We start from the raw sequence: 26264 nt of genomic DNA on the forward strand, positions 1-26264 counted from the left end.
CATGGTCCCATGGCCCGGCGCTGGTGCAGAATCCTGGGGCATGATCATGGAATCCGCACTGCTCGACGTCCGACCGGGCCGGGAGGACGCCTTTCTCGCCGCCTTCGCCGAGGCCCGTCCGCTGATCGCCGCCCAGCCCGGCTTCCGTTCGGTGGCGCTGCGGCGCGGGCTGGACGAGGGGAACCGGTCGCGGTTCCTGCTGCTGGTCGAGTGGGAACGCCTGGAGGACCACACCGAGGGCTTCCGCAGGTCGGCCGAGTACGCGAGGTGGCGGGAGCTGCTCCACCACTTCTACGACCCCTTCCCGCTGGTCGAACACTTTGGCGAGTCGCTGGTCTGATATCGTGGGCCATTGTGTTTGTGCTGTGCCATGCCCTCTAACCTGGCCCGGCGCAGGCACGGTCCCAGAAGAATCAACTCAGACTGAGGCTCATTCGTGGCGAACATCAAGTCCCAGATCAAGCGCATCAAGACCAACGAGAAGGCTCGTCAGCGCAACAAGGCTGTCAAGTCCTCCCTGAAGACCGCCATCCGCAAGACCCGTGAGGCTGTGGAGGCGGGCGACTTCGAGAAGGCCGGCGTGCTGGCCCGTGAGGCGTCCAAGGAGCTGGACAAGGCTGTCAGCAAGGGCGTCATCCACAAGAACCAGGCCGCCAACAAGAAGTCCGCGCTTGCCGTCAAGGCTGCCGGCCCCAAGGCCTGATTTTCCTTGATCCCATACTCGACCGGACGCGCTCCCTCTCAAGCGCCCCGGACGAGTCGCACAACCTGGCAGCCCACGCGGCCTGCGTTCGCCACGCGGGTGGGCTGCGGTAGCTGAAGCTGACGGAAGGGCCCCGTGATCCCCCTGGGATCACGGGGCCCTTCTGGTTCTGCGCCGGTGCCGGTTCAGCGCTGGTGTCTGGTTCAGCGCTGGTTCTGCGAGCGGGCGGCCCTGGCGACGGCCACCACGCACTGCTCCAGCGCGTAGGCGGGATCGCCCGAGCCGCCCTTGACGGCGGCGTCGGCCTCGGCGATGGCGCGCAGGGCGGCGGCCACGCCGTCGCCCGTCCAGCCGCGGACCTGCTGGCGGACGCGGTCCACCTTCCACGGCGGCATGCCCAGCTCACGGGCCAGGTCGGCCGGGCGCAGCGAGCGGTCGGCGGTGGCGACCCGGCCGATGGCGCGCACACCGGAGGCCAGGGCGAAGACGATGCCGGTCGGCTTCTCCCCCACCGCGAGCGCCCAACGCAGCTGCCCCAGAGCGTCGGCGGCCCGGCCCGCCACGGCCAGGTCGGCCACCTGGAAGCCGGTCGACTCGGCCCGGCCGGTGTAGTAGCGGGCGACGACCGTCTCGTCGATCGTGCCCTCGGTGTCGGCGGCGAGCTGGCTGCACGCGGAGGCGAGCTCCCGCAGGTCGCCACCGACGGAGTCGAGCAGCGCGCGGCACGCGTCCTCACTGGCGGAGCGCCCGGAGGAGCGGAACTCGGCGCGGACGAAGGCGAGCTTGTCGGCGGGCTTGGTCAGCTTCGGGCAGGCCACCTCGCGGGCCCCCGCCTTCTTGCCCGCGTCGAGCAGCGCCTTGCCCTTGACGCCCCCGGCGTGGACCAGCACCAGCATCACGTCGGGGGCCGGGTCCTCGACGTAGGCCTTGATCTCCTTGACCACGTCCGCGCCGGTGTCCTGGGCGGCGCGGACCACGATCACCTTGCGCTCGGAGAAGAGCGAGGGGCTGGTCAGCTCGCTGAGCATGCCGGACTGGAGCATGCCGGGCTGCAGGTCGCGGACGTCCGTGTCCGCGTCGGCGGCCCGCGCGGCGGCGACGATCTGCGCCACGGAGCGGTCGAGCAGCAGCTCCTCCTGACCGACGATCAGCGTCAGCGGGGAGAGCAGGTCTTCAGAGGGTTTCCTGGCCATCGCCTCTCACCCTATCCGCGCGCACCGACAGCCCGCGCCGACTCCGCCGCCGGACGGGACCTACGCGTCCTCGAGCCAACCCTCGTAGGCGGCGGCGAGCTCGCCGAGCTCCGCGGGGGTGAGGGTGGCGGGCAGCGGCGGCTCCAGCACCACCAGCCACTGGGCGTCCTCGGCGTCGTCCTCCCCCGCGAGCGCCTCCCGGTGCAGCTCCGGTTCGGGCAGCGCGGGGTGGCTGGCGGAGAGCTGCTCGGCCAGCGCCTCGGCGGCGTCGCGGTCGGGCAGGACGAGGACGTAGTGGTCGGTCACCGGGACATTATCCGACGCCGCCGGTGCTACCGGCGCCGTGTGGCGACGGCGACGTGGCCGTCGGCGTCGGTGACGGCCAGATCGCCCTGTTGGTCGGTGCGGACCACGGTGGCGCCCAGGGCGCGCAGCAGGCGCAGCGTGACCGGGGCCGGGTGGCCGTAGCGGTTGCCCTGACCGACGGAGACCAGGGTCAGGCGGGGCCGCAGCGCCGCGAGCAACGCCTGGTCCTGGCCGGCCGAGCCGTGGTGGGCGACCTTCAGCACGTCGACGCCGCGCAGCGCCGGGTAGGCGGGGAGGTCGGCCAGCAGGCGCTGCTGGGCGGGCGGTTCCAGATCGCCGAGGAGGGCGACGCGCAGCCCGTCCGGGGTGGTGACCAGCAGCACGACCGAGGCGTTGTTGGGCCCGCGCGGCGCGCCAGGGTCGTCGGCGTCCGGCCAGAGGACCTGCCAGCTGAGCCGCCCCAGCCTGCGGCGCTCGCCGCGGGCCGCCCGCAGCAGCGGGACCCCGGCCTCGGCGGCCCAGCGGCGGACCCTGGCGTACTCGGCGGCGGGCTCGTCGACCGTGGTGGTCTCGATCGCCCCGACGCGGCGGCCCCGGAGCACTCCCGGCAGACCCTCGACGTGGTCGGCGTGGTCGTGGGTGAGGATCACCAGGGGGACCACCGTGATGCCCAGCGCGCGCAGGCAGACGTCGACCGCGTGCGGGTCGGGGCCCGCGTCGACCAGGAGCGCCGTGTCGGGGGCGCCTCCGGGTGAGAGGACCAGTGCGTCGCCCTGGCCCACGTCGCAGGCGACCACGCGCCAGCCGTCCGGCGGCCAGCCGGTGGCGAAGCGGGCCAGCGGCGCGGGGCGGAGCAGGGTCAGCACCAGGCAGAGGGCGAGCAGCGCGGCCGCCGGCGGTCGGCGCAGGAACGCCGCCGCGGCCACGAGGGCGCAGGTCACGGTGATCAGCAGCGCCGCACCCGGCCAGCCGCCCGGCCAGTCGACCTCGGCGCCGGGCAGCTCGGCCCCGAACCGGGCCAGGGCGATGAGCAGGGTGACGGGCACGGCGGCGAGGCGGGCGGCCCAGCGGGCGAGGGTGAGGGAGAGCGGCGCTGCCGCGAGGGCGGCGAACCCGAGCACGGTGGCGGGCGCGACGGTGAGCTCCGCGAGCAGGTTGCAGGGGATGGCGACCAGGCTGATCCGCGCCGCCCGCAGCACGAGGAGCGGGCCGCACCAGGCCTGGGCGGCCGCCGCGGCGGCGAGCGGCTCGGCGAGCCGGTGCGGGCAGCGGTGCGCGCGCAGCGCCTCGGCCCAGCGGGGGCCGGTGGTCACGATTCCGGCCGTGGCCAGGGCCGAGAGGGCGAACCCGTAGGAGCGGGCCAGCGCAGGATCGCCCAGGACCAGCAGCAGCGTCGCCCCGGCCAGGGCGGAGAGTGGCGAGCCCCCGCGGCCGGTCGCCAACCCGAGCAGCATGATCAGCCCGGTGGCGGCGGCGCGGAGCACGCTCGGCTCCGGTCGGCACAGCACTACGAAGCCGACCGAGAGCAGCGCGCCGCCGAGTGCCGTGGCCCTGAGCGGCAACCCGAGCCGTGCGGCCAGCCCGCCGCGTTCGGGGGTGCGGGCCCGGGAGGCCCGGCCGATCAGCAGCACCAGGATGATCGACAGATTCGCGCCGCTCACGGCGGTGAGGTGGGTGAGGTCGGTCGCGGAGAAGACCTCGTCCAACTCGGGCGTCATCGCGCTGGTGTCGCCGTCGACGAGGCCGGGCAGCAGGGCGCGCTCGTCGACGGGCAACGGTGCGACCGCCCGCAGCAGCCCGGAGCGGAGCGACCCGGCGGCCCGCTGGACCGGGTCGGGCGGCGCGAGCACCCGGGGCTGATCCGCCGTCAGCAGGACGGCCGCGATGTCGGAGCGGGCCTCGGGTCCTGGCAGCCGGGCGCGGGCGGTGAGGGCGACCCGGGTCGAGGGGAGCAGCCCGAGCCAGGCCGCCGCGGCGCGCCCCCTGACGACGAGCGCGACCGGTGTCCTGGCCGCCACCATGCCGGCCGTTCCGCCGCCCCGGCCCCCGGTGCCTGCGACACCGTCCACCCCGCCCACCCCGCCGACGCCGTCGACGACCGCCTGGAGTGTGGTGGCGCCGTCGGTGGCGCGGGTCTTCGGGTCGGTCTCCACCGTGAGCCGCACCTCGGCCGGGTGTCCGGCGCGGGCGAGCGCCGGCACCGGTCCTTCGACCAGGGCGGCCCCGGCCAGCCCGGTGCTGAACGCCGCCGCGGCGGCGCTGAGGAGCAGCGCAGCCAGGACCCGACCGCTACCGCGCCGCAGCAGTACCGCAGCCACCACCCCCAGGGCCAGTGCGGACCCGAGCACCCAGGCGGTGTGCGTGCCCCGCAGCCCGAGCAGCAGCGCGCTCACGCCCCAGACCGTCACGGCGGGGCCGACCAGCCGCAGGTCGGGCGGGGTGGGTTCGGGGCTGTTCCGGCCGTGATCGCCGGTCATGGCCGGAGCTGGGCGCGGAGATCCGCCAGACGGCGCTCGCCGAAGCCCGGCACCTGGCGGAGCTGGTCCACCGAGCGGAATCCGCCGTGCTGCTCCCGGAACTGGATGATGCGCTTGGCCAGCACCGGCCCCACGCCCGGCAGGGCGTCCAGCTGCGCCTCGGTGGCGGAGCTCAGGCTGAGCGGCCCGGCGCCGGGACCCGCACCGCCGCCGGAGCCCGAGGCGTGGGCGCCGACGATGATCTCCTCGCCGTCGTTGAGCTTGCGGGCGAGGTTGAGACCGGTGAGATCGGTGCCGGGGAGCGCGCCGCCGGCCGCGGTGACGGCGTCCTGGACCCGGGAGCCCGGCGGGAGGGTGCGCAGGCCCGGGGCGCGGACCCTCCCGGAGACGTCGACCACCAGGCCGGCGATCGACGTCGTGGCCGCGCCGGGCGACGGCGAGGACGAGGGATCCACCGCGGCCGTCCCCTCCACGGCCGGGGCGGGGACGGGGACCGACTCGGGGCGACCGGCCCAGAAGTGCTGGACGCCGTAGCCGAGGGCCAGCACGAGCAGCACGGCGAGACCGAGCAGGGCGCGCCGGTCCAGGTCCCAGCGCTCCTTCAGCGCGAGGGCGAAGGGCAGCCGGAACCGGGGCGGCGGCGGATCCGGCGAGGCGGCCGACCGAGAGGCCGCCGCGAGGGTCTCCGGGGGCAACGGGAGCGGGAGCGGCGTGGGCAGCGGCGGAGGCGGCGGGACGGGAGCGGAGGCCAGGGGGAGGAACGGGTCCTGTGGGCCGAACAGCGTGTCCATCCGATGACGGACCAGCGCGGTCGTGGCTTCACGGCGGGCACGGGAGGCGGGGGTGAGACCGAAGGCGGTTCGCATGCGACAGACGCTAGGACCCGCGACGCACAGCCGCCCCGGCCCGGCTCGCACCCTGTGGACAACCGGCCCCTGTGGAAAACCCGTTCACCCGCGCGAGCGACGAGCCGAGCTCACAGGGTCGCCTCCTCCGGCAGGAACTGGCAGGCGCAGTGGCGGCAGTAGAGCCTCCGTTCCCAGTCCGCGCGGCTCCTGCGGGCGCCGTCGACGGCTCTGGCCACCGCGAAGGCCACCACGGCGGCGGTGAGCAGCAGCATCATCCCCAGCACCTGGTTGCCGGCCGCGAGGGCGAGCAGGCCGAGGAGGGCCACACCGACCGGACCGGTCCAGCCCACCGCCCCGCTCGGTGGCGGCGCGAGCGCCGACTTGAGTTCGGCGTCCTGGGCCAGCGACCTCCAGAACGCGTCGAGCTTGAAGACCTGTCCGGACAGCCCGCAGCTGGGGCAGGCGAAGGCCATGGTTCCTCCTCCCTCCTGCGGGGAGGCTGCCCAGCCGGGCGCGGACGCATTCGCGGAAGCGGCGTCCGTGACCAGGTCGGACGATCGGAGCGGCGCGCGGCTCAGCGGACCGGGCCGGGCACACCGCAGGCGGCGCCGCCGCCGATCGCGGGCCCTGCCGGCGCGACTTCGGGCCATACGGCACGGGTGCGGGCCCGGTGCTCAGTCCGGGCGTTCAGCGGGACGGTGGGCAGGGCGGTGGGCGGGGCGCTCAGCGGGGCGAGACGACCACGGCGAGCAGGCCGGGGCCCGCGTGCGCGCCGATGACCGCGCCGACCTCGGAGACCTGCAGCTCCCCCAGGTTGGGCACCTGCTCCCGCAGCCGCTCCGCCAGCGCCTCGGCACGTTCCGCCGCCGCGAGGTGATGGACCGCCAGGTCCACCTCCGCGACGCCCGCGTGCGCGAGGGCGAGCTCCTCCAGGCGGGCGATCGCCCTGCCTGCGGTGCGGACCTTCTCCAACGGCTGGATCCGCCCGTCGGCCAGGTGCAGCAGCGGCTTGACCGCGAGCGCCGAGCCGAGCATCGCGCGCGCCGCGCCGATCCTGCCGCCGCGGCGGAGGTACTCCAGGGTGTCGACGTAGAAGAGGCCCGCCGTGCCCTTGGCGCGCGCCTGGGCCGCCGCGACGGCCTGGTCGGCGGTGCCGCCGGACCGCGCGACCTCGGCCGCCGCGAGCACGCAGTAGCCCAGGGCCATGGCCACCATGCGGGTGTCGACCACCCGCACCGGCAGCGGGGCCTCCTCGGCCGCCAGCAGGGCGGCCTCGTAGGTGCCGGAGAACTCGGCGGAGAGGTGCAGCGAGACGACCTCGGTCGCGCCCGCCTCCGCGGCGGTCCGGTAGGCGGCGGCGAAGGCGTCCGGATTGGGGCGGGAGGTGGTGACCCTGGCCTTGCGCAGCAGCGCCGCGGCGACGTCGCCCGGCGAGATCTCGGTCCCCTCGGCCAGGACCTCGTCGCCGATCACCACGCTCAGCGGGACCACCGAGATCCCGTAGCGGATCACCGCCTCCGCCGGAAGGTACGCGGTGGAGTCGGTGAGGATGGCGACTGACATGGCCTGGAGGTTACCTGCCGATGCACCGGAAGGGACAGGCGGACCCGTCCCTTCCGGATGATGAGTGCCGGCTTGCCGGACGCGCCGGGCGCGTCCGACCGTCCGACGCGTCGTCAGACGACGACGTTGACCAGCTTCGGCGCGCGGACGATCACCTTGCGCACCTCCGCGCCGCCCAGCGCCGTCACGACGGCCGGATCGGCCAGCGCCAGCGCCTCCAGCTCGGCGTCGCCGATGGCCGGCGGCACCTCCAGGCGGGCCTTGACCTTGCCCTTGATCTGGACCACGCAGGTCACCGAGTCCTCGACCAGGTAGACCGGGTCCGCCTCGGGCAGCTGCGCGTGCACCAGCGAGGTGTCGTGGCCCAGCTTCTGCCACAGCTCCTCGGCGATGTGCGGGGCCAGCGGGGCCACCAGCAGCACCGCCTGTTCGGCCACCGCGCGCGGCGTGCTGCCGCGCTTGACCAGGAAGTTGTTCAGCTCGGTGGCCTTCGCGACCGCCGTGTTGAAGCGCAGGTTGGCCATGTCCGTGCGGATGCCGTCGATCGCCTTGTTCAGCGCGCGCAGCGTCTCCTCGTCCGGCGTCTCGTCGGTGACGACGACCGCGCCGGTCTCCTCGTCGACGACGGTGCGCCACAGCCGCTGCAGGAAGCGGTAGGAGCCGACGACGGCGCGGGTGTCCCACGGGCGGGAGACGTCCAGCGGGCCCATCGCCATCTCGTACAGACGCAGCGTGTCGACGCTGTACTCGGAGGTGACCTCCTCCGGCGCGACGACGTTCTTCAGCGACTTGCCGATCTTGCCGATCTCCCGGCTGACCACCTCGTCGCCGTGGTACCAGACGCCGTCCCGCTCCTCGACCTCGGCGGCCGCGACCGGGAAGCCGCGCTCGTCGCGGTAGACGTAGGCCTGGATCATGCCCTGGTTGAACAGCTTGTGGAACGGCTCCGGCGAGGAGACGTGGCCCAGGTCGAACAGCACCTTGTGCCAGAAGCGCGCGTACAGCAGGTGCAGCACGGCGTGCTCCGCGCCGCCGACGTACAGGTCGGCGCCGCCGGACTTCTTGGCGTCGGTCGGGCCCATCCAGTAGGCCTCGTTGGCCGGGTCGACCACCTCGGCGTCGTTGTCGGGGTCGACGTAGCGCAGCTCGTACCAGCAGGAGCCGGCCCAGTTGGGCATGGTGTTGGTCTCGCGGCGGTAGGACTTGACGCCCTCACCGTTGCCCAGGTCCAGCTTGACCTCGACCCACTCCTCGGCGCGCGACAGCGGCGTCTCGGGCGAGGTGTTGGCGTCGTCCGGGTCGAAGGTGCGCGGCGAGTAGTCGTCGATCTCGGGCAGCTCGACCGGCAGCATCGACTCGGGCAGCGGGTGCGCGACGCCGTCCTCGTCGTAGACGATCGGGAAGGGCTCGCCCCAGTAGCGCTGTCGGCTGAACAGCCAGTCGCGCAGCTTGAAGTTGACGGTGCCGGCGCCGATGCCCTGCCGGGTCAGCCAGTCGGTGATGGCCTTCTTGGCGTCGACGACGCCCAGGCTGTCCAGGCTGACGAAGTCGTTCGCCGAGTTCACGATGGCCGCGTCGTAGGAGACGAAGGCGTCGTCCCAGGTCGACGGGTCGGTGCCGCGGTCGTCGCTCGGCTGGACCACGCAGCGCATGGGCAGCTGGAACGCGCGCGCGAAGGCGAAGTCGCGGACGTCGTGCGCCGGGACGGCCATGATCGCGCCGGTGCCGTAGCCCATCAGCACGTAGTCGGCGATGAAGACGGGGACCTGCTCCCCGCTGACCGGGTTGACGGCGTAGGCGCCGGTGAAGACGCCCGTCTTCACCTTGGCGTCGGCCTGGCGCTCCACGTCCGACTTGGCGGCGGCGGTGCGGCGGTAGGCGTCGACGGCCTCGCCGGGCGTGGCGTAGCCGCCGGTCCACTCGGCGGGCAGCCCGCCCTCGGCCTGCGGCCAGGCGCCGGGGACGATCGAGTCGACCAGCTCGTGCTCGGGGGCCAGCACCATGTAGGTCGCGCCGAACAGGGTGTCCGGGCGGGTGGTGAAGACGGTGATCGCCGCGTCGCCCTCGGCGCCGTGCACGGCGAAGTCGACCTTGGCGCCCTCGGAGCGGCCGATCCAGTTGCGCTGCTGCAGCTTGATCGCGTCGGGCCAGTCCAGCATGTCCAGGTCGTCGATCAGGCGGTCCGCGTAGGCGGTGATCCGCATCATCCACTGGCGCAGGTTGGCCTTGAACACCGGGAAGTTGCCGCGCTCGGAGCGGCCGTCCGCGGTGACCTCCTCGTTGGCCAGCACGGTGCCCAGCCCGGGACACCAGTTGACCGGAGCCTGCTTGATGTAGGCCAGGCGGTACTCGCCCAGCACCTCGTCACGCTCGGCGGGGGTCAGCGCGGACCAGGCGCGCCGGTCCGGGGTGGCCTTCTCGCCGGAGGCGAAGGCGGCGACCAGCTCGGCGATCGGACGGGCCTTACCGGCCTCGGGGTCGTACCAGGAGTTGAAGATCTGCAGGAAGATCCACTGGGTCCACTTGTAGTACGACGGGTCGATCGTGGCGATCGAGCGGCGCAGGTCGTGGCCCAGGCCCAGGCTGCGCAGCTGTCGGCGGAACTCGACGATGTTCGCCTCGGTGGTCACCCGCGGGTGCGTGCCGGTCTGCACGGCGTACTGCTCGGCCGGCAGGCCGAAGGCGTCGAAGCCCATGGTGTGCAGCACGTTGTGGCCGGTCATCCGCAGGTGGCGGGCGTACACGTCGGTGGCGATGTAACCCAGCGGGTGGCCCACGTGCAGGCCCGCCCCCGAGGGATACGGGAACATGTCCATGATGAACGCGTGCGGCCGCTCGGCGGTGTCGTCGCCGGGCTCGGCCAGGCTGCCGACCGGGTTGGGCGCGGCGAAGACGCCGTCCTTCTCCCAGCGGTCCTGCCAGCGGGCTTCGATCTGCGCGGCCAGCGCGGGGGTGTACCGGTACGGAGCGGCCGCAGCCGCCTCGGGGGTGCTCTCGCTCATCGTCCTCAGACTCCAGGGGTGCCGGCTCGGAAAGGGTCGACCGTTCAGCGTGATCGCGGAAATGAAAAAACCCCTCGTGCAGGAGGGGGCGCCACGCTGACTCCGGCGAACTCTTCGTTCCGGCCGGTCCTTGTCAGCGCGGCCGGCTAAGGAGCAGGCACGCGGTTCGCATGGCCACAGGGTACCGCAAGGCCCGACACCTCCGGGGGCGCGGGGAACCGCGCGAGCGGCCACCGGCCGCGGACGGCCATGCCCGTTCGGCGACGGACCACCTCGGGTGGCCTGCCGCGCCCACGCGCCGGAGGCACCAGCAGAGCCGGGCGTCAGCGCAGCGCCGGCGCGCCGCCCTGGGGGCCGAAGGAGGGGAGATAGCCGGCAGAGGGCGAGCCGACACCGGTGACGTCGTCGTAGCCGGGGACCGCCTGGAGGGAGGAGTCGCGGCCGAGGGTGCGCAGCGAGGTGACCGTGCCGCCGCTCGCGTCGACGCCGTTCACGTAGTCCAGCCGGACCACGGCCAGCTGGACCTTCGCGCCGAACGGGGTGTCCGTCACGTCGTGCAGCGCCTGCGTGCCGAAGCGCTCGTAGATGGCCGGGTTGGCGAAGCCCAGCGGCGCGCCCGCACGCTGCTGCGCCAGCGCCTGGAGGCCGGCGATGACCGGGGCCGCGAGGCTGGTGCCGCCGATGCGGTACTCGCCGTAGCGGGACGTGCCGTCGGGGAAGGCCTGGGTCTGGCCGACCAGGAAGCCGGTGCTCGAGTCCGCCACGGCGGCGATGTCGGGGACCACCCGGTGCCGCGCGCCCGCCACCAGCGCCAGCGCGGACGGAACGACCGGTTGCTGGTAGTCGGGCTCGGCCACGCGTCCACTCGTGCCGCCGCCCGCACCGGCGACGAAGCTGCCGGGCACCGCGTCCCAGGCCGTGCCCGAGGACGAGAGCAGCGCCTTGTCCGTTCCCCAGCCGGTCTCGAACTGGTAGTCGCCGTTCGCGCCGACGCCGAGCGAGGTGCCGCCGACCGCGGTGACCCAGGGCAGCGAGGCGGGCATGTCGGTCTGCTTGGCTCCGGTCGCGGCCTTCTCGTCGCCGCCGTCACCGCTGGAGAAGTAGAAGCCGATGCCCTCCAGTGCGCCGGTCATGAAGATCTTGTCGTAGACCGCGTCCATCGACGGGTCGCCGGCGTTCTCCGGCTCGCCCCAGGAGTCGCTGACGATGTCGGCGAGCCGACTGTCGGTGATCTTGTTCAGCGCGTCGACCAGGTCGGCGTCCATGCAGGAGGCGGCGCCGACGTAGGTGACGGACGCGGCCGGGGCCATGGCGTGGACGGCTTCGACGTCGAGGGTCTGCTCGCCGTACCAGCCGGAGGCGCCGCAGCCGTCGGGCGCGCTCGGGCCGAAGGGGGCGGTGTGGGTCCAGCTCGTGGCGTCCTGACGGGTGAGCTGGCCGGTCGTGTAGGCCGCGTCGCCGTGGGCGGCGGCGTACTGGGCGGTGTCGGAGACCAGCGTCGGCGAGTCGTAGGCGTCGACGACCGCGACCCGGACGCCCGCCCCGGTCAGGCCCGAGGCGGTCGCGCCGTAGGCCGCGCGCAGCTGCGTGCCGGTGTAGCCCTTGACCACGTAGGGCAGGGTCCGCCCGTACGCCTTGGGGAGGGTGTCGGCGAGCCGCTGACCGTAGTAGTCGGACATCGGCCCGGCGTTGACGAAGGCGGTGGTCGGTCCGGGGAGGTTGTCGCGGCGACCGTGGTGGGCCATGTGCGGGGAGGTGTCCAGGCCGGTGACCGCGAGGACCGCGTCGGCGACCGAGGCGGGAACGGTGGTCAGGCCGTCGGGCGCGGTGTAGACGTGGCCGTTCTTTCGGTAGGCGTGCAGGTGGGCGCCGAACGCCCGTGCCGCGCCCGCGGCGTCGCCCTGCACGGCGAGGTAGTGCGCGTTGCTCTCGGTGATCCGGAACCCCGCGCCCACCAGCCAGGCGCTGACCGTGTCGAGCTGCGCACGGCTCGGGGCGAAGCGGTCCTGCACCTGCTGCGGCGTCAGATAGTGCCGATAGGACACCGACCGGGGGTCGGAGACGGCGTGCGCGGCGGCCGCGAGAGCACCGCGCTCGCGGCCCGCCAGGTAGACGCGGGCACTGACGGCCGCGCTGTCGGGCACACTGCCCTGGTCGGCCTGGGGTGCGGTCCAGACGGGCGCCGAGCCGGGCAGCGGGATCCGCTCAGGCCGTGCTTCGGCGGCGCCGGCCGCGGTGGGGAGTGCGGTCGCGGCCGTGACGCCTGCCGAGAGCAGGGCGGCCGCCAGGGCCAGGAGCCTGGAGCGACGCATGGAAGGGACACCTCTCTTGTCGGTACGCGATCCACTGGAGGATGCGCCGACGGAGGGGCCCCGCAGCAGGCGTGCGGCTGATCGCGCCGGGGATGGCCTGATTATTCATCAGTTCGGGTTGATGTTGGCCTGATTCGAGCGCGTGTGCGCAAATGGTGCACACCACAGGGCGAAAGTGTGCAGATTTCGAACGAATCATCAGACAGTCGTTTCGCGGGGAGAGGTCTCGCTAGCATCACGGGCACATCACGACACCACGACATCACGGACATCACGGTCCGCGAGTGATCGGAGGCCCCGGAGATGACGAACAGGCTGAGGAAGAAGCAGCAGCGGAGCGGGGGGTTGCCGTTCCCGGTGTTCCTGCTCGCGGTCTGCGCCGCCGTGACGGTGGGCGCGACCTCCGTCCGGGCGCTGACGGCCGGCGGGGGCGGCGCGGGGGCGGCGGTGGCCGGCACCGCCGAGCGGCTGATGGCCTTCCTGGACTACTTCGCCGGCGTCTTCACGCTGTTGTCGCTGACGGCGGCGGTGGTCTGCGGACTGGCGGCGACGGACCGGCTGGTCCTCACCCCGCGGCTGCGCGTCGCGGCGCAGTCGGTGCACCGCGCCACCTCGGTCGCCGCGGTCGGGTTCCTGGTGACGCACATCGCCGTCAAGGTCGCCGAGAACGACGCCTCCCCGCTCGCCGCGCTGCTGCCGTTCGGCGGAGGCGCGACCTTCGCGGTGGGCCTCGGCACGCTGGCGGCCGACCTGCTCGTCCTGGCGGCGGCGACGGGCGCGGTTCGCGGGCGCTTCGCCGGCTCGCGTCGGCCCTGGCTCTGGCGGGTGCTGCACGCCTCCGCCTACGTGTGCTGGCCGCTGGCGCTCGCCCACGGGTTGACCGCGGGACGCGCCGCGGCGGTCTGGGTGCTCTGGAGCTACGGGGTCTGCGCGGCGATGGTCGCCCTGGCCCTGCTGGTGCGCGCGCTCGGCGCGACCGACCGCCGCACCGGTCGTGGCCGGCGCAACATCCTGCACGCCCACGCGCCCGCCGCCCCGTCGCGGGCCGCCCTCAACGCGCTCCGCTCGCTCTCGGTCGAGCACGAGCCGGTCCCCTACGCGGCGCGGGCCGCCGAGGAGCCCGCCGAGCAGCCGGCGCCGCAGCCTCTGGAGCAGCCGGTGCAGCCGGTGGTGGCTCAGGCCGCGGCCGCGGAGCCCTTCACTTCCTCCTTCTCCGCCCCGTGGCCCGACGCGCGCGAGCATCCCGTCCTGGCCGAGACCCCGCCGCACGGCATCCCCATGCCGGCCTGGCCCTACGCCGGGGTGCCGGCCGACTGGACGGCGGCCGCGTCCCCCGGCGCCGACGCCTTCGGCCGGCCCTTGCCGACGATGGCCGCCGCCCCCTACCAGGACCAGTCCTCCGGCTGGCCCAGCGGCGAGTTCCCCGCCTACGCGACGGCCCAGATGCCGGTGCAGGGGATGGGCCAGGGCATGGGCCAGATGATGGGCCCGGACATGGATCAGCTCCTGGGACAGCTCCCGGTCCAGGGAATGGGTCAGGGAATGGGTCAGGGCATGGCTCAGGGAATGGCTCAGGGCGTCGGTCCGGACGGGGTGCCGGACTGGCACGCGTGGGTGGGCCGGTGACCGACGCGCTGACCGTGCCCGAGGTTCGCCGCCTCGGGCCCGCCCGGCTGACGGCCGGTATGGACCGCTGGGACCGCCTGGACCTCGCCGCGCACCGGCGGACCCACGGACCGCTGCCGGGCCTCGACCGCGCCGAACTGCTCGCCCTCGCCGACCGCGTCGATCTGCGCGGGCGCGGCGGGGCGGGCTTCCCCTTCGCCCGCAAGGCCCGCGCCGCGCTCGCCGCGGCGGGGCGCAGCGGGCGCGCTCCGGTGCTCGTCGTGAACGGCACCGAGGGAGAGCCGCCGAGCGTCAAGGACGCGACACTGCTGGCCCGCGCACCGCATCTGGTGCTCGACGGGGTCGCCCTGGCCGCGGCCGCGTTCAACGCGGTGGAGGTCGTGATCGCGGTCGCGAGCGGCAGCGCGGCGGAGGTGTCGGTCCCGGCGGCGATCGACGAGCGGCTGCCCCCGCTGTCGATGCCCGCACCGACGCGCACGCTCTGCCTGCCCGAGCGCTTCGTCTCCGGCGAGTCCAGCGCGGTGATCCGCGCCGTCAACGGGGAGGCCGCGCTCCCGCTCACCCGGCCCGCCCGGGCCGCGGAGGGCGGTCCCGGCGGTGTCGCCGGCCGTCCCACCCTGCTGAGCAACGCCGAGACCTGGGCCCAACTCGCGCTCGCCGCACGGCTCGGCCCCGACGGCTACGCCGTCGTCGGCACGCCGGACGAGCCGGGCACGCTGCTGGTGACGATGAACCGCGCCCCCAGTCAGCCGCTCGTCGTGGAGGTCCCGGCCGGGGCCTCGCTCGGCGTCCTGCTCGACGCCTGCGGCGTCGACCCCGGCGCGGGCGTCCTGGTCGGCGGGTACCACGGCGCGTGGCTGGCGCCCGACACGGCCACCCGGACCCCTCTCTCCCGGGCGGGGCTCAGCGCTGCCGGAGGCGCGCTCGGGGCCGCGAGCATCGTCACCATGCCGAACCGGGCCTGCGCCCTCGCGGAGGTCACCGCCGTCGCGGCCTGGCTGGCCGCCGAGTCCGCCGGCCAGTGCGGCCCCTGCCGCCGTGGCCTGCCGGAGACGGCGGAGGCGCTGCGCGACCTGACCCGCGGCATCGGCTCCGCCGACGCGGTCCGCCGCGCGGCGGCGATCGGCCGCGGACGCGGCGCGTGCGCCCACCCGGACGGCGTGGCCCGCTTCGTGCTCACCGCGCTCACCGTCTTCGCCCAGGAGGTCGCCGCCCACGAGTCGACCGGGAGCTGCGGCCGTCCGCAGACGTCCGCGACGCTGCCGCTGCCGCACCCCGCGGGCGAGCGGCTCGCGGTCGACTGGGCCCGCTGCTCGGGTCACGGCCTCTGCGCCTCCCTCGCGCCGGACCTCATCGCCCTGGACGCGCACGGCTTCCCCGTCTTCCGCGACGAGGGGCCGCTGGCCCCCTGGCAGCGGCACCAGGCCGACCGCGCGGTCGCCCAGTGCCCGGCGCTGGCCCTGCGCCTCGGCGGGTAGCGCCGGGCGCGGGATCGCGACGGTCACGGAGCGGGCGGCGCAGCTGCGGCGGTCGGCCACCCGGGACGGACGCACCGGCTCCGCCGCGGAAGAGCTGCTCGCCCCTGCCCGCCGGGTCGGACCGGGGCGTCCCGGTGAGGCCGCGGGAGCGGTGGTCCGGAGAGCACTGCCCCGGGGCCGTGGCGCGGCGGCGAGGCGGTCCGGTGGGCCCAGGCGTGCCGGGCGCGCGCGTGGAGACCGCGATCCCCACGGACCCACGGGAATTCGCGCACCCACCGAAAACCGCAGAGGGCCGGAATCCGTTCAGGATTCCGGCCCTCTCGCCATTCTGTGGAGCTACGGGGAATTGAACCCCGGACCTCTTGCATGCCATGCAAGCGCTCTACCAACTGAGCTACAGCCCCGCACGCCTCGCGGCGATGTGCCTACTGTACACGCTGGCGGAGGCCGCCCACCAATCAGTTCGGCCGCCGAGCACAGCCGCTCCCGGTGTCGGTCACGTCCGGCACGATGGGGCCATGACGACCGACGCCACCGATCGCCGCAGCCAGCTCGCCGCCTTCCTCAGGGCGCGCCGGGCACGGGTCACTCCGGAGCAGGTCGGCATGGCCCCGGGGCTGCGCCGGCGGACGCCGGGCCTGCGGCGGGAGGAGGTCGCGCAGCTCGCCGGCGTGGGGGTGACCTGGTACACGTGGCTGGAGCAGGGCCGTCCGATCAACGCCAGCGAGCAGGTGCTGGCGTCGATCGCCAGGACGCTCGACCTCGATCTCGCCGAGCAGGCGCACCTGTTCCGTCTGGCCGGGCTCCGGCCCGCCGCGCCCGAGTCCTCCGAGTGCGCCACCCAGCCGCAGGTCCAGACGATCCTGGACGCGCTGGATCCGCTGCCGGCGGCGATCAGCACCGCCCGCTACGACATCCTGCGCTGGAACGCCGCCTACGAGTCGATCTTCCCCGGGGCGACGCTCTCGGACGCCTACCGGCGCAACTCCCTGTGGGCGGCCGCCGTCGTGCCCGACTGCTGCAGCGCCTTCGTCAACCGGGACGAGGAGCTGCCCCGGATGATCGCCGTGCTGCGCTCCAACTACGGCGACCACGTCGGCGATCCCGCCTGGGAGGGGTTCATCGCCGATCTCGTCGACGCCAGCGAGGACTTCGCCAGGATCTGGGCGCAGCAGGACGTCGCGCTGCAGTCCTCGCGGCTGAAGGTCTTCCGGCACGGCGCGGTGGGCGAGCTGCGGATGACCGCGACCAACCTGCAGGTGGTGGGTATGCCCACGGCCCGGATGGTCGTCTACACGCCCAACGACGAGGAGAGCCGGCTCCGCATCGAACACCTGCGGGCCCATCCCGGTCTGCCGGTGACCGACCACACGCATTGACGCCCCGCGGGGAGCAGGGCGAGGAACGGGAGGAAAGCGAGAACCGCCCCCGGCGCGGGCCGGGAGCGGTTCTCGATGATGTGGAGCTACGGGGAATTGAACCCCGGACCTCTTGCATGCCATGCAAGCGCTCTACCAACTGAGCTACAGCCCCATGTTGCTGCTCTTCTTTTGTTCTGCTCTTGTTCTGCGTGGAGCTACGGGGAATTGAACCCCGGACCTCTTGCATGCCATGCAAGCGCTCTACCAACTGAGCTACAGCCCCATGTTCCGCGTCCGTCCCGCGCTGCGAGCACCTGCGAACAGGGAAGACTTTAGCGGTTGGGAGGCCGAACTGCGAAATCCGGCCCCTCCCCCTCGGACCAGGGGCTCACGTGTCGTCGCCGATCACCGGCTCCGGCAGCGTCCCCGCGTTGTGCTCCTCCAGGCGCCAGCCGCGGTAGCCCTCGCCCAGGACCGACCAGCAGCAGTTGGAGAGGCCGCCGAGCGCCTCCCAGCTGTGCGGCTCCAGGCCGATAAGGCGACCGATCGCCATCCTGATGGTGCCACCGTGGCTGACCACGACGAGGGTGCCCTCGTCGGGCAGCCGGTCGACGGCGTCCTGCACCACGGGGACCGCCCGGTCGGCGACCTCCGTGTGCAGTTCCCCGCCGCCCCGGCGGACCGGCTCGCCGAGCTTCCAGAGGCGGTACTCCTCGGCGTACTGCGCCCGGATCTCGTCGTTGGTCAGGCCCTGCCAGCTGCCGGCGTAGGTCTCCCGCAGCCCGGGGTCGTGCTTGACCTCCAGACCGGTGACCTCGGCGAGCTGCTGCGCGGTCGCGGACGCCCGCTGCAGGTCGGAGGCGACGATGGCGTCCGGGTTCAGGGCCGCCAGCAGGCGCGCCGCACGGCGCGCCTGGGCGAGGCCCGTCTCCGTCAGCGGGATGTCGGTGCTGCCCTGGAACCGTCCTTCGAGGTTCCAGGACGTCTGGCCGTGGCGCCAGAAGACGACGCGCCGCCCGCCGGCCCGGCCGCTCAGCGCCGCGCCTTCGTCGCGGCTTCGGCGGCGAGGACCGCCTCCACGTGCGCGAACTCACTCGGCTGCTCGACCGGCGCCTCGTCGGACTCGGCGGCCCGCTGGCGGCTGGCCTTGGCGTCCTCCGGCAGCTCCAGCTCGGGGCAGTCCTTCCACAGCCGCTCCAGGCTGTAGTAGGCGCGCTCCTCGGAGTGCTGGACGTGGACGACGATGTCCAGGTAGTCGAGCAGGATCCAGCGGCCCTCGCGCTCGCCTTCCCGGCGAACGGGCTTGACCTGGTGCTCCTTGGCGAGCTTCTCCTCGATCTCGTCCGCGATGGCCTTGACCTGGCGGTCGTTGGGCGCCGAGGCGAGAACGAAGGCGTCGGTGATGGCGAGGACCTCACTGACGTCGAAGGCGATGATGTTGTGGGCCAGCTTGTCAGCGGCGGCCTGGGCGGCCGTGGAGACGAGTTCGAGGGCCCGGTCAGTTGCGGTCACAGCATGCTTTCCGTCAAGGGGTAGATGCCTCCAGGATCTCATGAATCGCCGACGGCCCGCGAAGCCGTTTGCTCCGCGGGCCGTCGTGAACGCGTCCCTGCTGGTCAGCCGTTCGGCTTGTAGTCCTTTCCGAGGGTGACCAGCACGTCGACCGACTGTCCTGCGGCGCCCTGCCGCACCGCCGTGGCCGGCAGCCCGAGGCTGGTGGCCACCCCGAGGGCGTCGGCCTTGCGGGTCGGGTCGGTGTAGGTGATCTCGCTGGTGCCGCGGGTCGCGGCCTTGGTGACGCCGGGGACGAGCGTGAAGCCCGCGTTGGTGACCGCCGCCTGGGCGAAGTCCGAGGCCTTGCTGTTGCCCGTGGCGTCGACGAGCTGGACCCTGGCCGCCGTCTGCTGGCCGTTCTGGCTGTTGACCTTGCCGTCCAGCAGCCCCGAGACCATGGCGGTGGCGCCGCTGCCGAGGGTGCCGTTCGACTGCACCGGCAGCGACTCCGTCGCGTACGCGCCGGCCCGGGCGTCGGTGGAGAGCTTGGCCAGCAGCGCGCCGAGCGCCGCGTCGGAGAGCGAGGGGTCGGCCACCGCGCCCATGTGGTCGATCTGGGCGGCGGCGGACGTCGGATCCGTCGGCATGGCCTTCACCAGGGCCTGCAGCATGATGCCGAAACGCTTCATCTGGACCGCGTCGCTCTCGCCCTTGGCCTTGTAGGTGGCGAAGGCCATCGCCGCGGCGCCGTTCAGGGTGGCCTGGCCCGGGGAGACCAACTGCTTGCCGTTGACCGTGATCGCCACGTCCGAGTCGATCTGGACGCCGCTCACCAGGTCGACCAGGTTCTGCAGGAACGGGGTCTGGATGTCCCAGGTGGCCGAGATGTCGGTGCCGAGCAGCGTGTTGATCCCGGTACGCGTGCCGAAGGTGCCCTGGTTGGTCACCGCGGAGGAGAGGGTGACCAGTCCGCCGGAGCCGTCCGAGGGGATGCCCAGGTCGCCGGGGAGCAGCAGGGTGACGCCCTTGGCGGGCGAGGGCTCGGAGACCAGCAGCGCGCTGTAGATGTTGTGGTTGAGGTCGTGCAGATGCACCGCGACGACCTCGCGCTTGGTGCTGGCGGCCACCGTGGTCGGGTGGGAGCCGAAGATCTTGCCGGTGGCCCAGAGGTAGCCGACCGAGCCGACCGCCACCAGCGCGAGGGCGACCAGGCCCGCGACGGCCCGGCTGCGCAGCTTGCGGCGGCGCTCGTCGCGGCGCTCGCCACGGGTCTCGGAGAACTTGACCCAGTCGATGACGTCCTCGGACTCCTCCTCGTCGTCGACGAAGGTGAAGGACTCCGTGGCGTAGGCGGGTCCCTTGCCGGGGGCGCCCGGTCCGGGCGCGGCCGCGGCGGGCTCGGCGGACGGCTGCTGCGGCGCCTGGCGCTGCGCGGGCCGCTGCGCCTGCTGCTGTGCCTGCGGGGACGGCTGCGGCTGGTAGGCGGGCGTCTGCCGGTACTGCTCCGGCTGCTGGTACGCCTCCGGCTCGTAGTAGCCCTGCTCCTGGCCGTAGCCGGGCTGCGCGTAGCCCTGCTGGTCGTACTCCTGCCCGCCGTACGGCTGCTGACCGTAGGACGGCTGGGCGTAGCCCTGCTGCTGGTACCCGCCCTGGCCGTAGCCCAGGTCCTGCTCGCCGTAGTGCGCGTGCTGCTGCGAGGGCTGCGCCTGCTGCTGCTCGTACGGGTCGTAGGCAGGCTGCTGCTGCGGGACCTGCTGCGGCTGCTCGGGGAAGACCCACTCGCCCGTGTAAGGGTCCTGGTACGCCTGCTGGTAGGAGGGCTGCGGCGGCACCTGGCCGTAGTACTCCTGGTACTCCTGGCCCCCCGGTCCCCTGCGGTCTGCGGTTCCGGTCACGCCGCCCCTATCCCAGTCGCCTCGGTCGGCCCGCTCCGGTCGGCCGGCTCGGTCTCGGCGTAGAGGCGACGCTTGTCGATGTAGCGCACCACGCCGTCCGGAACCAGGTACCAGACCGGTTCGCCCCGGGCGACCCGCTCGCGGCAGTCGGTGGAGGAGATGGCGAGCGCCGGGACCTCCATCAGCGACACGCCGCCCTCGGGCAGGCCGGGGTCCGTCAACGTGTGACCTGGCCGGGTGACCCCGATGAAGTGCGCCAGGTCGAAGAGCTCCTGCGCGTTGCGCCAGGAGAAGATCTGCTCCAGGGCGTCGGCCCCGGTGATGAAGAAGAGGTCCGCGTCCGGGTGCAGGGCCTGCAGGTCACGCAACGTGTCGATGGTGTACGTCGGGCCTTTGCGGTCCACGTCGATGCGGCTGACCGAGAACTGCGGGTTCGAGGCGGTGGCGATGACCGTCATCAGGTACCGGTCCTCGGCGGGCGAGACGGGCCGCCGGCCGCTCTTCTGCCACGGCTCGCCGGTCGGCACGAAGACCACCTCGTCGAGGTGGAACAGGCTGGCGACCTCGCTGGCCGCGACCAGGTGGCCGTGGTGGATGGGGTCGAACGTGCCACCCATCACCCCGAGCCGCTTCTTCTGGGGCTCGGCACCGGCCGGAGACTCGGCGTGCTCTCTCATAGGCGGTCACCCTACGCGATCCGGCCGGGCCACGACCGTCCGCTCGTGACCCGACTGCCGACCGTGACGGACCGGGGACTAACGGTCCTTGTTGAAGCTCACGGTGACGACCAGGAGCAGGATCAGGATCAGCAGGGCGCCACCACCGGTGAGCCACGGCTGGAGCGAGTCGTGCAGGCCGTTGCCCTCGGCGAGCTGGGCGACGGTGGCGGCAGGAGAGGTCATCAGTGGTCGGACTTTCTGACTCGGTGGCAGATGTGGCAGGTGGTGCTCATGCTACGCACTCCGGTCAGTCGCGGTAGCCGCGCAGCAGCAGCCACCCCAGGAGCACCACTCCGACGATGGCGGCGATGACGATCCAGCGCAGGAACGACCCCGGTCCACTGCCGTCGGAGATGGCCGCGAGCTGAAGCAGCGCGTCGGTGGTGTGCATGGGGAAAGCCCTTCGAACGGAGAGGTGGCGCGTATCGAGACTAGCCCCGTCCCTACGGGAACCTCACACCGGCCCGGAACGTCTCCCCCGTGAGGGGACGAGCAACAGCGTGACGGAGTGACTTTCAGTCCAGTCCACAGGACAGCGGGGGTCGGTGGCAGGCGCCGGGTCCGCTGTGTCCCGGGAGGAAGCAGCAGATGACCCAGCCCAACGACAGCAGCAGCGTGCCCAGCCGCACCCGCAAGCGTTTCCCCGGGATCTCCACCCGGGCGTGGGAGCACCCGGCCGACCGTTCGGCGCTCGTCGCGCTGCGCAAGCTCAGCGGTTTCGACGACATCCTGAAGAAGCTCGGCGGCCTGGTCTCCGAGCGCGCGGTGCGGCTGATGTTCCTGGCCTCCGCGGTCCGCGCCTCCGAGCGCCAGTTCCCGCACCTGCACGAGATGGTCAGGGACGCGGCCTACATCCTCGACCTGGAGAAGGTGCCGCCGCTCTACGTCACCCAGGACCCGATGCCGAACGCCATGTGCATCGGCATGGACAACCCGGTGATCGTGGTGACCACCTCGCTCGTCGACCTGCTCGACGAGGAGGAGATGCGGGCGGTCATCGGCCACGAGGTGGCGCACGCGATGTCCGGCCACGCGGTCTACCGCACCATGCTCATCATCCTGACCAACATCGCGCAGCGGATCTCCTTCATCCCTCTGGGCGGGCTGGCCATCATGGCGCTGATCACCGCGCTCAACGAGTGGTTCCGCAAGGCCGAGCTCTCCTGCGACCGCGCGGGTCTGCTGGTCGGCCAGGACCTGCAGGCCTCGATGCGCGGCCTGATGAAGCTGGCCGGCGGCCACCACCTGCACGAGATGAACACCGACGCCTTCCTCGAGCAGGCGGAGGAGTACGACCGGGCGGGAGACCTGCGCGACGGCGTGATCAAGCTGATGCAGGTGCTGCCGCAGTCGCACCCGTTCGCGGCGGTCCGGGTCGCGAAGATCAAGCAGTGGGCCGAGAGCGACGAGTTCAGCTCGATCATGGCGGGCGCCTACCCGCGCCGCGAGGACGACCAGAACACCTCGGTCCGCGAGCAGGCCAAGGCGGCGGCGGACTCGTACGCGCAGTCCTTCAAGGACACGAAGGACCCGCTGATGGTCCTGATCCGCGACGTCGCGGGCGGCACCGCGGACCTCGGCGGCAAGCTGCGCGACGTCTTCGCCGGACGCGGCACCGCCGGCTCCGAGCAGCAGCCCCCGGCCGACGGCGAGAACGGCGGCGGCAGCGCGTCCTGACCGTCCCTGACGGACCGGCGCGCCCGATCCGCCGAGAGGGCCCTCCAGCGGCGCTGGAGGGCCCTCTCGCATGTTCCGGCGGGCGGCGGGCCCAGGCCTTGGGCTCCGGCTCCGGCTCCGGCTCCGGCTCCGGCTCCGGCTCCGGCTACAGGCTGCGGGTGAGCTGGCCGCAGACCGTCCAGGCGCTGCGGTTGTGGTCGAAGGGGTCGATCCCGTTGGGCGTGACCGGTGCCGTGGCGCCCGGGCTCGCGCCGGGCCGGGCGGTCGCGCCGGAGGTCGCGTTCGGCTTGGCCGCCGCGTGCTGCTGCACCGGGAAGAGCGGCTGCAGATAGGCGCTGTTGTCCGCGTCGCAACTGGTCGCACCCGCCTGCACCACCGAGTCGACGAGCTGGACGTGCCGCCCCGCGATGTCGTCCGGCGTCAGCCAGTAGGTGAGCGAGCGGCGGACGGCGAAGTAGACGATCGGGACCGGAGCGGCCTGGGTCGCCGTCGGGGCGCCGGAGGCGGATCCCGCGCCGGGCGTCGCCGTGGCCGAGGCGGAGGGCTGCGCGGTGGGCGAGGCCGCCTGCTTGGGGCTGAGGGCGTAGAGGAAGGTGTAGTCGCTGGTCACCTGGAGGGTGGTGCTGTCCAGCTCCTGGTAGGAGATCTTGCCGGGCGCCACCAGCACCTGGTCGGTGGCGAGCTGCACCTTGTCGGGATCGAAGCGGACCATCCATCCGGTGGCCTCGTGCAGCTGGTCGTTGGCCGGGTGGTTCACGCTGGTGTCGAACTGCGGGTACTGGCCCGGGGAGATCCAGTCCCTGACCGGATCGGTGCTGTGCCCCACCAGGACGTCGTGGTCGAGCGAGGAGGCCCTCAGGTAGCCCTGGACGGTCTGCAGGGCGGAGAACACCTGGTCGTGGTTGAAGTGCTCGGTGTGCCGGACGTTCGGCAGGTTGAACCCGGTGTCGCCGACGGCGAGGAACTCGCCGTTGGGCAGGCCGGCGTAGGCGGGGTCGAGGCTCGGCGTGGAGGAGCCGGTCGGCGAGGCGGAGCCCGAGGGCGAGGTCGGTCCGGCGCTCGCGCCCGATCCGGCGCCCGCCGCGGGGGACCCTGAGGCCGTGCCCGCCGACGCGCCGGAGCCGGACGGCTTCGGGCTGCCGGTGGCCGCGCTGCTGCGGCCGGTGGGGATGCCCGAGGGGCCGGGCTGCAGCGGGATGATCTGGACGCTGAGGTTGGCGGCGACGCCGGAGACCGGGGTCGGGTACGGGTGGCGTACCCCCATGTAGACGGCGGTGGCGAAGGCGAATCCGATCAGCAGCATCAGCGCCAGCGCCTGGCGGGGCAGACCCCCGCGCGAGCCGCGGCGTCGGACGGAGCGATGCGCGCCGGAGAGGCGCTCGCTCGCCGAGAGCTCCTGGATCCGCGCAGCCCGAATGAACGACTCGTCGAACACGACGGGTCGGAACTCGTCCTCGCCCCCGGCGCCGCCCTCCGGCTCGCCCTCGGGGGGCTCTGCCCGGCCACCCATGTCTCAAGGGTAAATCGCGTCGGCGGCAGTGGAGAGGCCCGGCCCCGACAAGTTCTGTTTCAGAATTGACCTTGATTGTCCGTCAGCCGACAGACAAAAGGGACATACGCCACATTCGCCCCGAAATGCTGGCACACATGTGCGATGGCTTGCTGTCAGCTGTGCACGAGGGCCGAGGGTGCCGGCGCCGACGGGCCGGGCGCGTGCGTGGTGCCCGGGGCCGAACCGCCCGACGCCCGGTACACCGCCGCGGCGGCGCCCAGGACGGCGACGATCCCTATGATCACGAGCATCACCCGCGCCAGCATCCGCTGCCAGCCACCGGTACGGCTCGGCTCGTAGGGCAGCGGCTTGAGCTCCAGCGGCAGCCCGTCCGGATCGTCCTCGTCGTCCGCGACCATGGCGTAGTCGAAGCGCGGCGTCCGCGTCGGACCGCCGGCCAGGGCGCGCTCGTGCGCCGAGGGCTCGTGCACCAGTGCCGAGCGGACGAACGCCTCGTCGAACACCACGGCCGCGAACTCCTCGTTCGCCGGGTCGTGGTCGTCGTCGTCCGCGCCTTCGACCCTGTCGAAGCCGCGGTCGGGACCGTCGGACACAGCATCAGCGTAGGGCAGCGTGCCCGCTTTGTCTGCGGGTTCTGCGGGGTTCGGCGCGTCAGCGGCGGATGTGGCCGTCCCCTGTGACGATGTACTTCGTCGAGGTCAGCTCCGGCAGACCCATGGGGCCGCGGGCGTGGAGCTTCTGGGTGGAGATGCCGATCTCCGCGCCGAAGCCGAACTGCCCGCCGTCGGTGAACCGGGTGGAGGCGTTGACCGCCACCGTCGTCGCGTCGACCAGCTGGGTGAAACGGCGGGCCGTCGCCTGAGAGGTCGTCACGATCGCCTCGGTGTGGCCGGAGGACCAGAGCCGGATGTGGGCCACCGCGTCCTCCAGCGAGTCCACGACGCCCGCGGCGATGTCGTACGAGAGGTACTCGGTCTCCCAGTCCTCCGGCGTCGCCGGCACGACCACGGCCTTGCTGCCCTCGCGCTCGGCGACCTCCTGCACCCGCGGGTCCGCGTGCACGGTCACCCCGGCCTCGGCGAGCGCGGCGAGGGCCAGCGGGAGGAAGGCGTCCGCGATGTCGCGGTGGACCAGCAGCGTCTCGGCGCTGTTGCAGACGCTGACGCGCTGGGCCTTGGAGTTGATCAGGATCTCCACGGCCATGGCCAGGTCGGTCTCGGCGTCCACGTAGACGTGGCAGTTGCCGGTCCCGGTCTCGATGACGGGGACGGTGGACTGCTCGACCACGGTGCGGATCAGCGAGGCGCCGCCGCGCGGGATCAGCACGTCGACCATGCCCCTGGCCCGCATCAGCTCCTGGACCGAGTCCCGGCTCTCCCCCGGCACCAGCTGGACCGCGTCCGCGGGCAGGCCTGCGCCGCCGACCGCGTCGCGGATCACCTCGACCAGCTTGCGGTTGGACGCGATGGCGGAGGAGGAGCCGCGCAACAGGACGGCGTTGCCGGACTTGAGGCAGAGCGCGGCGGCGTCGACGGTGACGTTGGGCCGAGCCTCGTAGATGATGCCGATCACCCCGAGCGGCACCCTGACCTGCCGCACGTCGAGCCCGTTCGGGAGGGTGTAGCCGCGCACGACCTCCCCCACCGGGTCCGGCAGCCCGGCGACCCGGCGCACGTCGTCGGCGATGGCCGCGACCCGCTCCCTGGTCAGCGTCAGCCGGTCGATCACGGCCTCGTCCGTCCCGGCCTCGCGCGCCCGCGCGACGTCCTCGGCGTTGGCCTCGACGATCTCCCTGGTCCGCACCTGCAGCGCGTCCGCGATGGCGAGCAGCGCGTCGTCCTTCGGCGTCCGCGGCAGCGGCGCGAGCGTCGCGGCGGCGGCCTTGGCCCGGTAGGCGGCCTGCAGGACGGCCGACTTCGGCAGCGGCGACGGCAGGTCGGGCGAGGGGAACTCGGCGGAGTGGCTGCTCATACGCACAGCGTAAGCCCTCCCACTCGACCCCCCGGATCCGTTTCCGCCGTGTGAGACGCACGACGCGCCCCAGGGGCGCGAGGAACTGCGCGACAAGCCACTGACGAGCGGACGGCCCTCACCGAG

Annotated in this window: 23 protein-coding genes and 3 tRNA genes; 6 read left to right on the forward strand and 20 right to left on the reverse strand. The window is 73.2% G+C overall.

Annotation, left to right across the window (positions count from 1 at the left end; genetic code table 11):
- The first annotated feature begins 40 nt into the window (after positions 1-40).
- Positions 41-340, forward strand: a complete 300-nt coding sequence (locus tag BS83_RS20710) for an antibiotic biosynthesis monooxygenase family protein (RefSeq protein ID WP_037605156.1) — start codon at positions 41-43, stop codon at positions 338-340.
- A 96-nt stretch (positions 341-436) separates the two neighbouring features.
- On the forward strand, positions 437-703 hold the full coding sequence (rpsT, locus tag BS83_RS20715) for a 30S ribosomal protein S20 (RefSeq protein ID WP_037605157.1): 267 nt from the start codon (positions 437-439) through the stop codon (positions 701-703).
- Positions 704-906: 203 nt separating this feature from the next.
- Here rpsT and holA read toward each other — a convergent pair whose 3' ends face one another.
- The 8 genes from holA to BS83_RS20755 form a co-directional block, all read right to left on the reverse strand.
- Positions 907-1896 (reverse strand): DNA polymerase III subunit delta, encoded by a 990-nt coding sequence (holA, locus tag BS83_RS20720; protein WP_037605158.1) that lies wholly within the window; start codon positions 1894-1896, stop codon positions 907-909.
- A 60-nt stretch (positions 1897-1956) separates the two neighbouring features.
- Positions 1957-2202, reverse strand: coding sequence for a hypothetical protein (locus BS83_RS20725; protein ID WP_037605159.1), 246 nt, complete (start codon positions 2200-2202; stop codon positions 1957-1959).
- 26 nt (positions 2203-2228) lie between these two features.
- Positions 2229-4679 carry a ComEC/Rec2 family competence protein gene (locus BS83_RS20730; RefSeq protein ID WP_051943468.1) on the reverse strand — a complete coding sequence of 817 codons (2451 nt, stop codon included), beginning with the start codon at positions 4677-4679 and terminating at the stop codon, positions 2229-2231.
- The gene (locus tag BS83_RS20735; protein ID WP_157597261.1) at positions 4676-5545 is read right to left on the reverse strand and encodes a ComEA family DNA-binding protein; all 870 of its coding nucleotides are present in this window, start codon (positions 5543-5545) and stop codon (positions 4676-4678) included. The genes BS83_RS20730 and BS83_RS20735 overlap by 4 nt, the downstream gene beginning before the upstream one ends.
- Positions 5546-5655: 110 nt before the next feature.
- Positions 5656-6000: a hypothetical protein gene (locus tag BS83_RS20740; RefSeq protein ID WP_037605160.1), complete on the reverse strand. Its 345-nt coding sequence runs from the start codon at positions 5998-6000 to the stop codon at positions 5656-5658.
- Positions 6001-6250: 250 nt separating this feature from the next.
- Positions 6251-7090: a DegV family protein gene (locus BS83_RS20745; protein WP_037605161.1), complete on the reverse strand. Its 840-nt coding sequence runs from the start codon at positions 7088-7090 to the stop codon at positions 6251-6253.
- Between the two features lie 113 nt (positions 7091-7203).
- A complete protein-coding gene (leuS, locus tag BS83_RS20750; RefSeq protein ID WP_037605162.1) occupies positions 7204-10092 on the reverse strand; it encodes a leucine--tRNA ligase in 2889 nt (962 codons plus the stop codon).
- Between the two features lie 323 nt (positions 10093-10415).
- Positions 10416-12404 (reverse strand): S53 family peptidase, encoded by a 1989-nt coding sequence (locus BS83_RS20755; RefSeq protein WP_037605163.1) that lies wholly within the window; start codon positions 12402-12404, stop codon positions 10416-10418.
- 303 nt (positions 12405-12707) lie between these two features.
- Here BS83_RS20755 and BS83_RS45575 point away from each other — a divergent pair, with 303 nt between their 5' ends.
- Entirely contained in the window at positions 12708-14030 is a 1323-nt protein-coding gene (locus BS83_RS45575; RefSeq protein WP_157597262.1) for a hypothetical protein, read from the forward strand.
- A complete protein-coding gene (locus BS83_RS20765) occupies positions 14027-15508 on the forward strand; it encodes an NADH-quinone oxidoreductase subunit NuoF family protein (protein WP_198035269.1) in 1482 nt (493 codons plus the stop codon). The genes BS83_RS45575 and BS83_RS20765 overlap by 4 nt, the downstream gene beginning before the upstream one ends.
- 331 nt (positions 15509-15839) lie before the next feature.
- Here BS83_RS20765 and BS83_RS20770 read toward each other — a convergent pair.
- Positions 15840-15912, reverse strand: a tRNA-Ala gene (locus BS83_RS20770).
- Between the two features lie 114 nt (positions 15913-16026).
- Here BS83_RS20770 and BS83_RS20775 point away from each other — a divergent pair.
- The gene (locus BS83_RS20775) at positions 16027-16887 is read left to right on the forward strand and encodes a helix-turn-helix transcriptional regulator (RefSeq protein ID WP_037605164.1); all 861 of its coding nucleotides are present in this window, start codon (positions 16027-16029) and stop codon (positions 16885-16887) included.
- A gap of 81 nt (positions 16888-16968) precedes the next feature.
- Here the strand turns inward: BS83_RS20775 and BS83_RS20780 are convergent.
- From BS83_RS20780 to BS83_RS46555, 8 genes are all read right to left on the reverse strand, one after another.
- Positions 16969-17041: transfer RNA gene (locus tag BS83_RS20780), tRNA-Ala, on the reverse strand.
- Positions 17042-17079: 38 nt separating this feature from the next.
- Positions 17080-17152: transfer RNA gene (locus tag BS83_RS20785), tRNA-Ala, on the reverse strand.
- A 105-nt stretch (positions 17153-17257) separates the two neighbouring features.
- The gene (locus tag BS83_RS20790) at positions 17258-17905 is read right to left on the reverse strand and encodes a histidine phosphatase family protein (protein ID WP_037605165.1); all 648 of its coding nucleotides are present in this window, start codon (positions 17903-17905) and stop codon (positions 17258-17260) included.
- The gene (rsfS, locus tag BS83_RS20795) at positions 17902-18381 is read right to left on the reverse strand and encodes a ribosome silencing factor (RefSeq protein WP_051943471.1); all 480 of its coding nucleotides are present in this window, start codon (positions 18379-18381) and stop codon (positions 17902-17904) included. Before rsfS ends, BS83_RS20790 begins: the two co-directional genes overlap by 4 nt.
- A gap of 104 nt (positions 18382-18485) precedes the next feature.
- Entirely contained in the window at positions 18486-20258 is a 1773-nt protein-coding gene (locus BS83_RS20800) for an LCP family protein (RefSeq protein ID WP_051943473.1), read from the reverse strand.
- Positions 20255-20935, reverse strand: a complete 681-nt coding sequence (gene nadD / locus BS83_RS20805) for a nicotinate-nucleotide adenylyltransferase (protein ID WP_051943475.1) — start codon at positions 20933-20935, stop codon at positions 20255-20257. Before nadD ends, BS83_RS20800 begins: the two co-directional genes overlap by 4 nt.
- A 78-nt stretch (positions 20936-21013) precedes the next feature.
- On the reverse strand, positions 21014-21160 hold the full coding sequence (locus tag BS83_RS46550; RefSeq protein WP_198035270.1) for a hypothetical protein: 147 nt from the start codon (positions 21158-21160) through the stop codon (positions 21014-21016).
- A 64-nt stretch (positions 21161-21224) separates the two neighbouring features.
- On the reverse strand, positions 21225-21368 hold the full coding sequence (locus BS83_RS46555; RefSeq protein WP_198035271.1) for a hypothetical protein: 144 nt from the start codon (positions 21366-21368) through the stop codon (positions 21225-21227).
- A gap of 197 nt (positions 21369-21565) precedes the next feature.
- Between BS83_RS46555 and BS83_RS20810 the strand changes: the two genes are divergently transcribed.
- The gene (locus BS83_RS20810) at positions 21566-22654 is read left to right on the forward strand and encodes a M48 family metallopeptidase (protein ID WP_037605166.1); all 1089 of its coding nucleotides are present in this window, start codon (positions 21566-21568) and stop codon (positions 22652-22654) included.
- A gap of 145 nt (positions 22655-22799) precedes the next feature.
- On the opposite strand, the gene BS83_RS46560 is transcribed toward BS83_RS20810, so the two are convergent.
- The 3 genes from BS83_RS46560 to BS83_RS20825 form a co-directional block, all read right to left on the reverse strand.
- The gene (locus BS83_RS46560) at positions 22800-24164 is read right to left on the reverse strand and encodes an SCO2583 family membrane protein (protein WP_051943478.1); all 1365 of its coding nucleotides are present in this window, start codon (positions 24162-24164) and stop codon (positions 22800-22802) included.
- Positions 24165-24319: 155 nt separating this feature from the next.
- Entirely contained in the window at positions 24320-24760 is a 441-nt protein-coding gene (locus BS83_RS20820) for an SCO2583/SCO2584 N-terminal domain-containing protein (protein ID WP_051943480.1), read from the reverse strand.
- 58 nt (positions 24761-24818) lie between these two features.
- Positions 24819-26138 carry a glutamate-5-semialdehyde dehydrogenase gene (locus BS83_RS20825; RefSeq protein WP_051943482.1) on the reverse strand — a complete coding sequence of 440 codons (1320 nt, stop codon included), beginning with the start codon at positions 26136-26138 and terminating at the stop codon, positions 24819-24821.
- Positions 26139-26264 lie beyond the last annotated feature (126 nt).

Source organism: Streptacidiphilus rugosus AM-16, assembly GCF_000744655.1.
Taxonomy (GTDB): domain Bacteria; phylum Actinomycetota; class Actinomycetes; order Streptomycetales; family Streptomycetaceae; genus Streptacidiphilus; species Streptacidiphilus rugosus.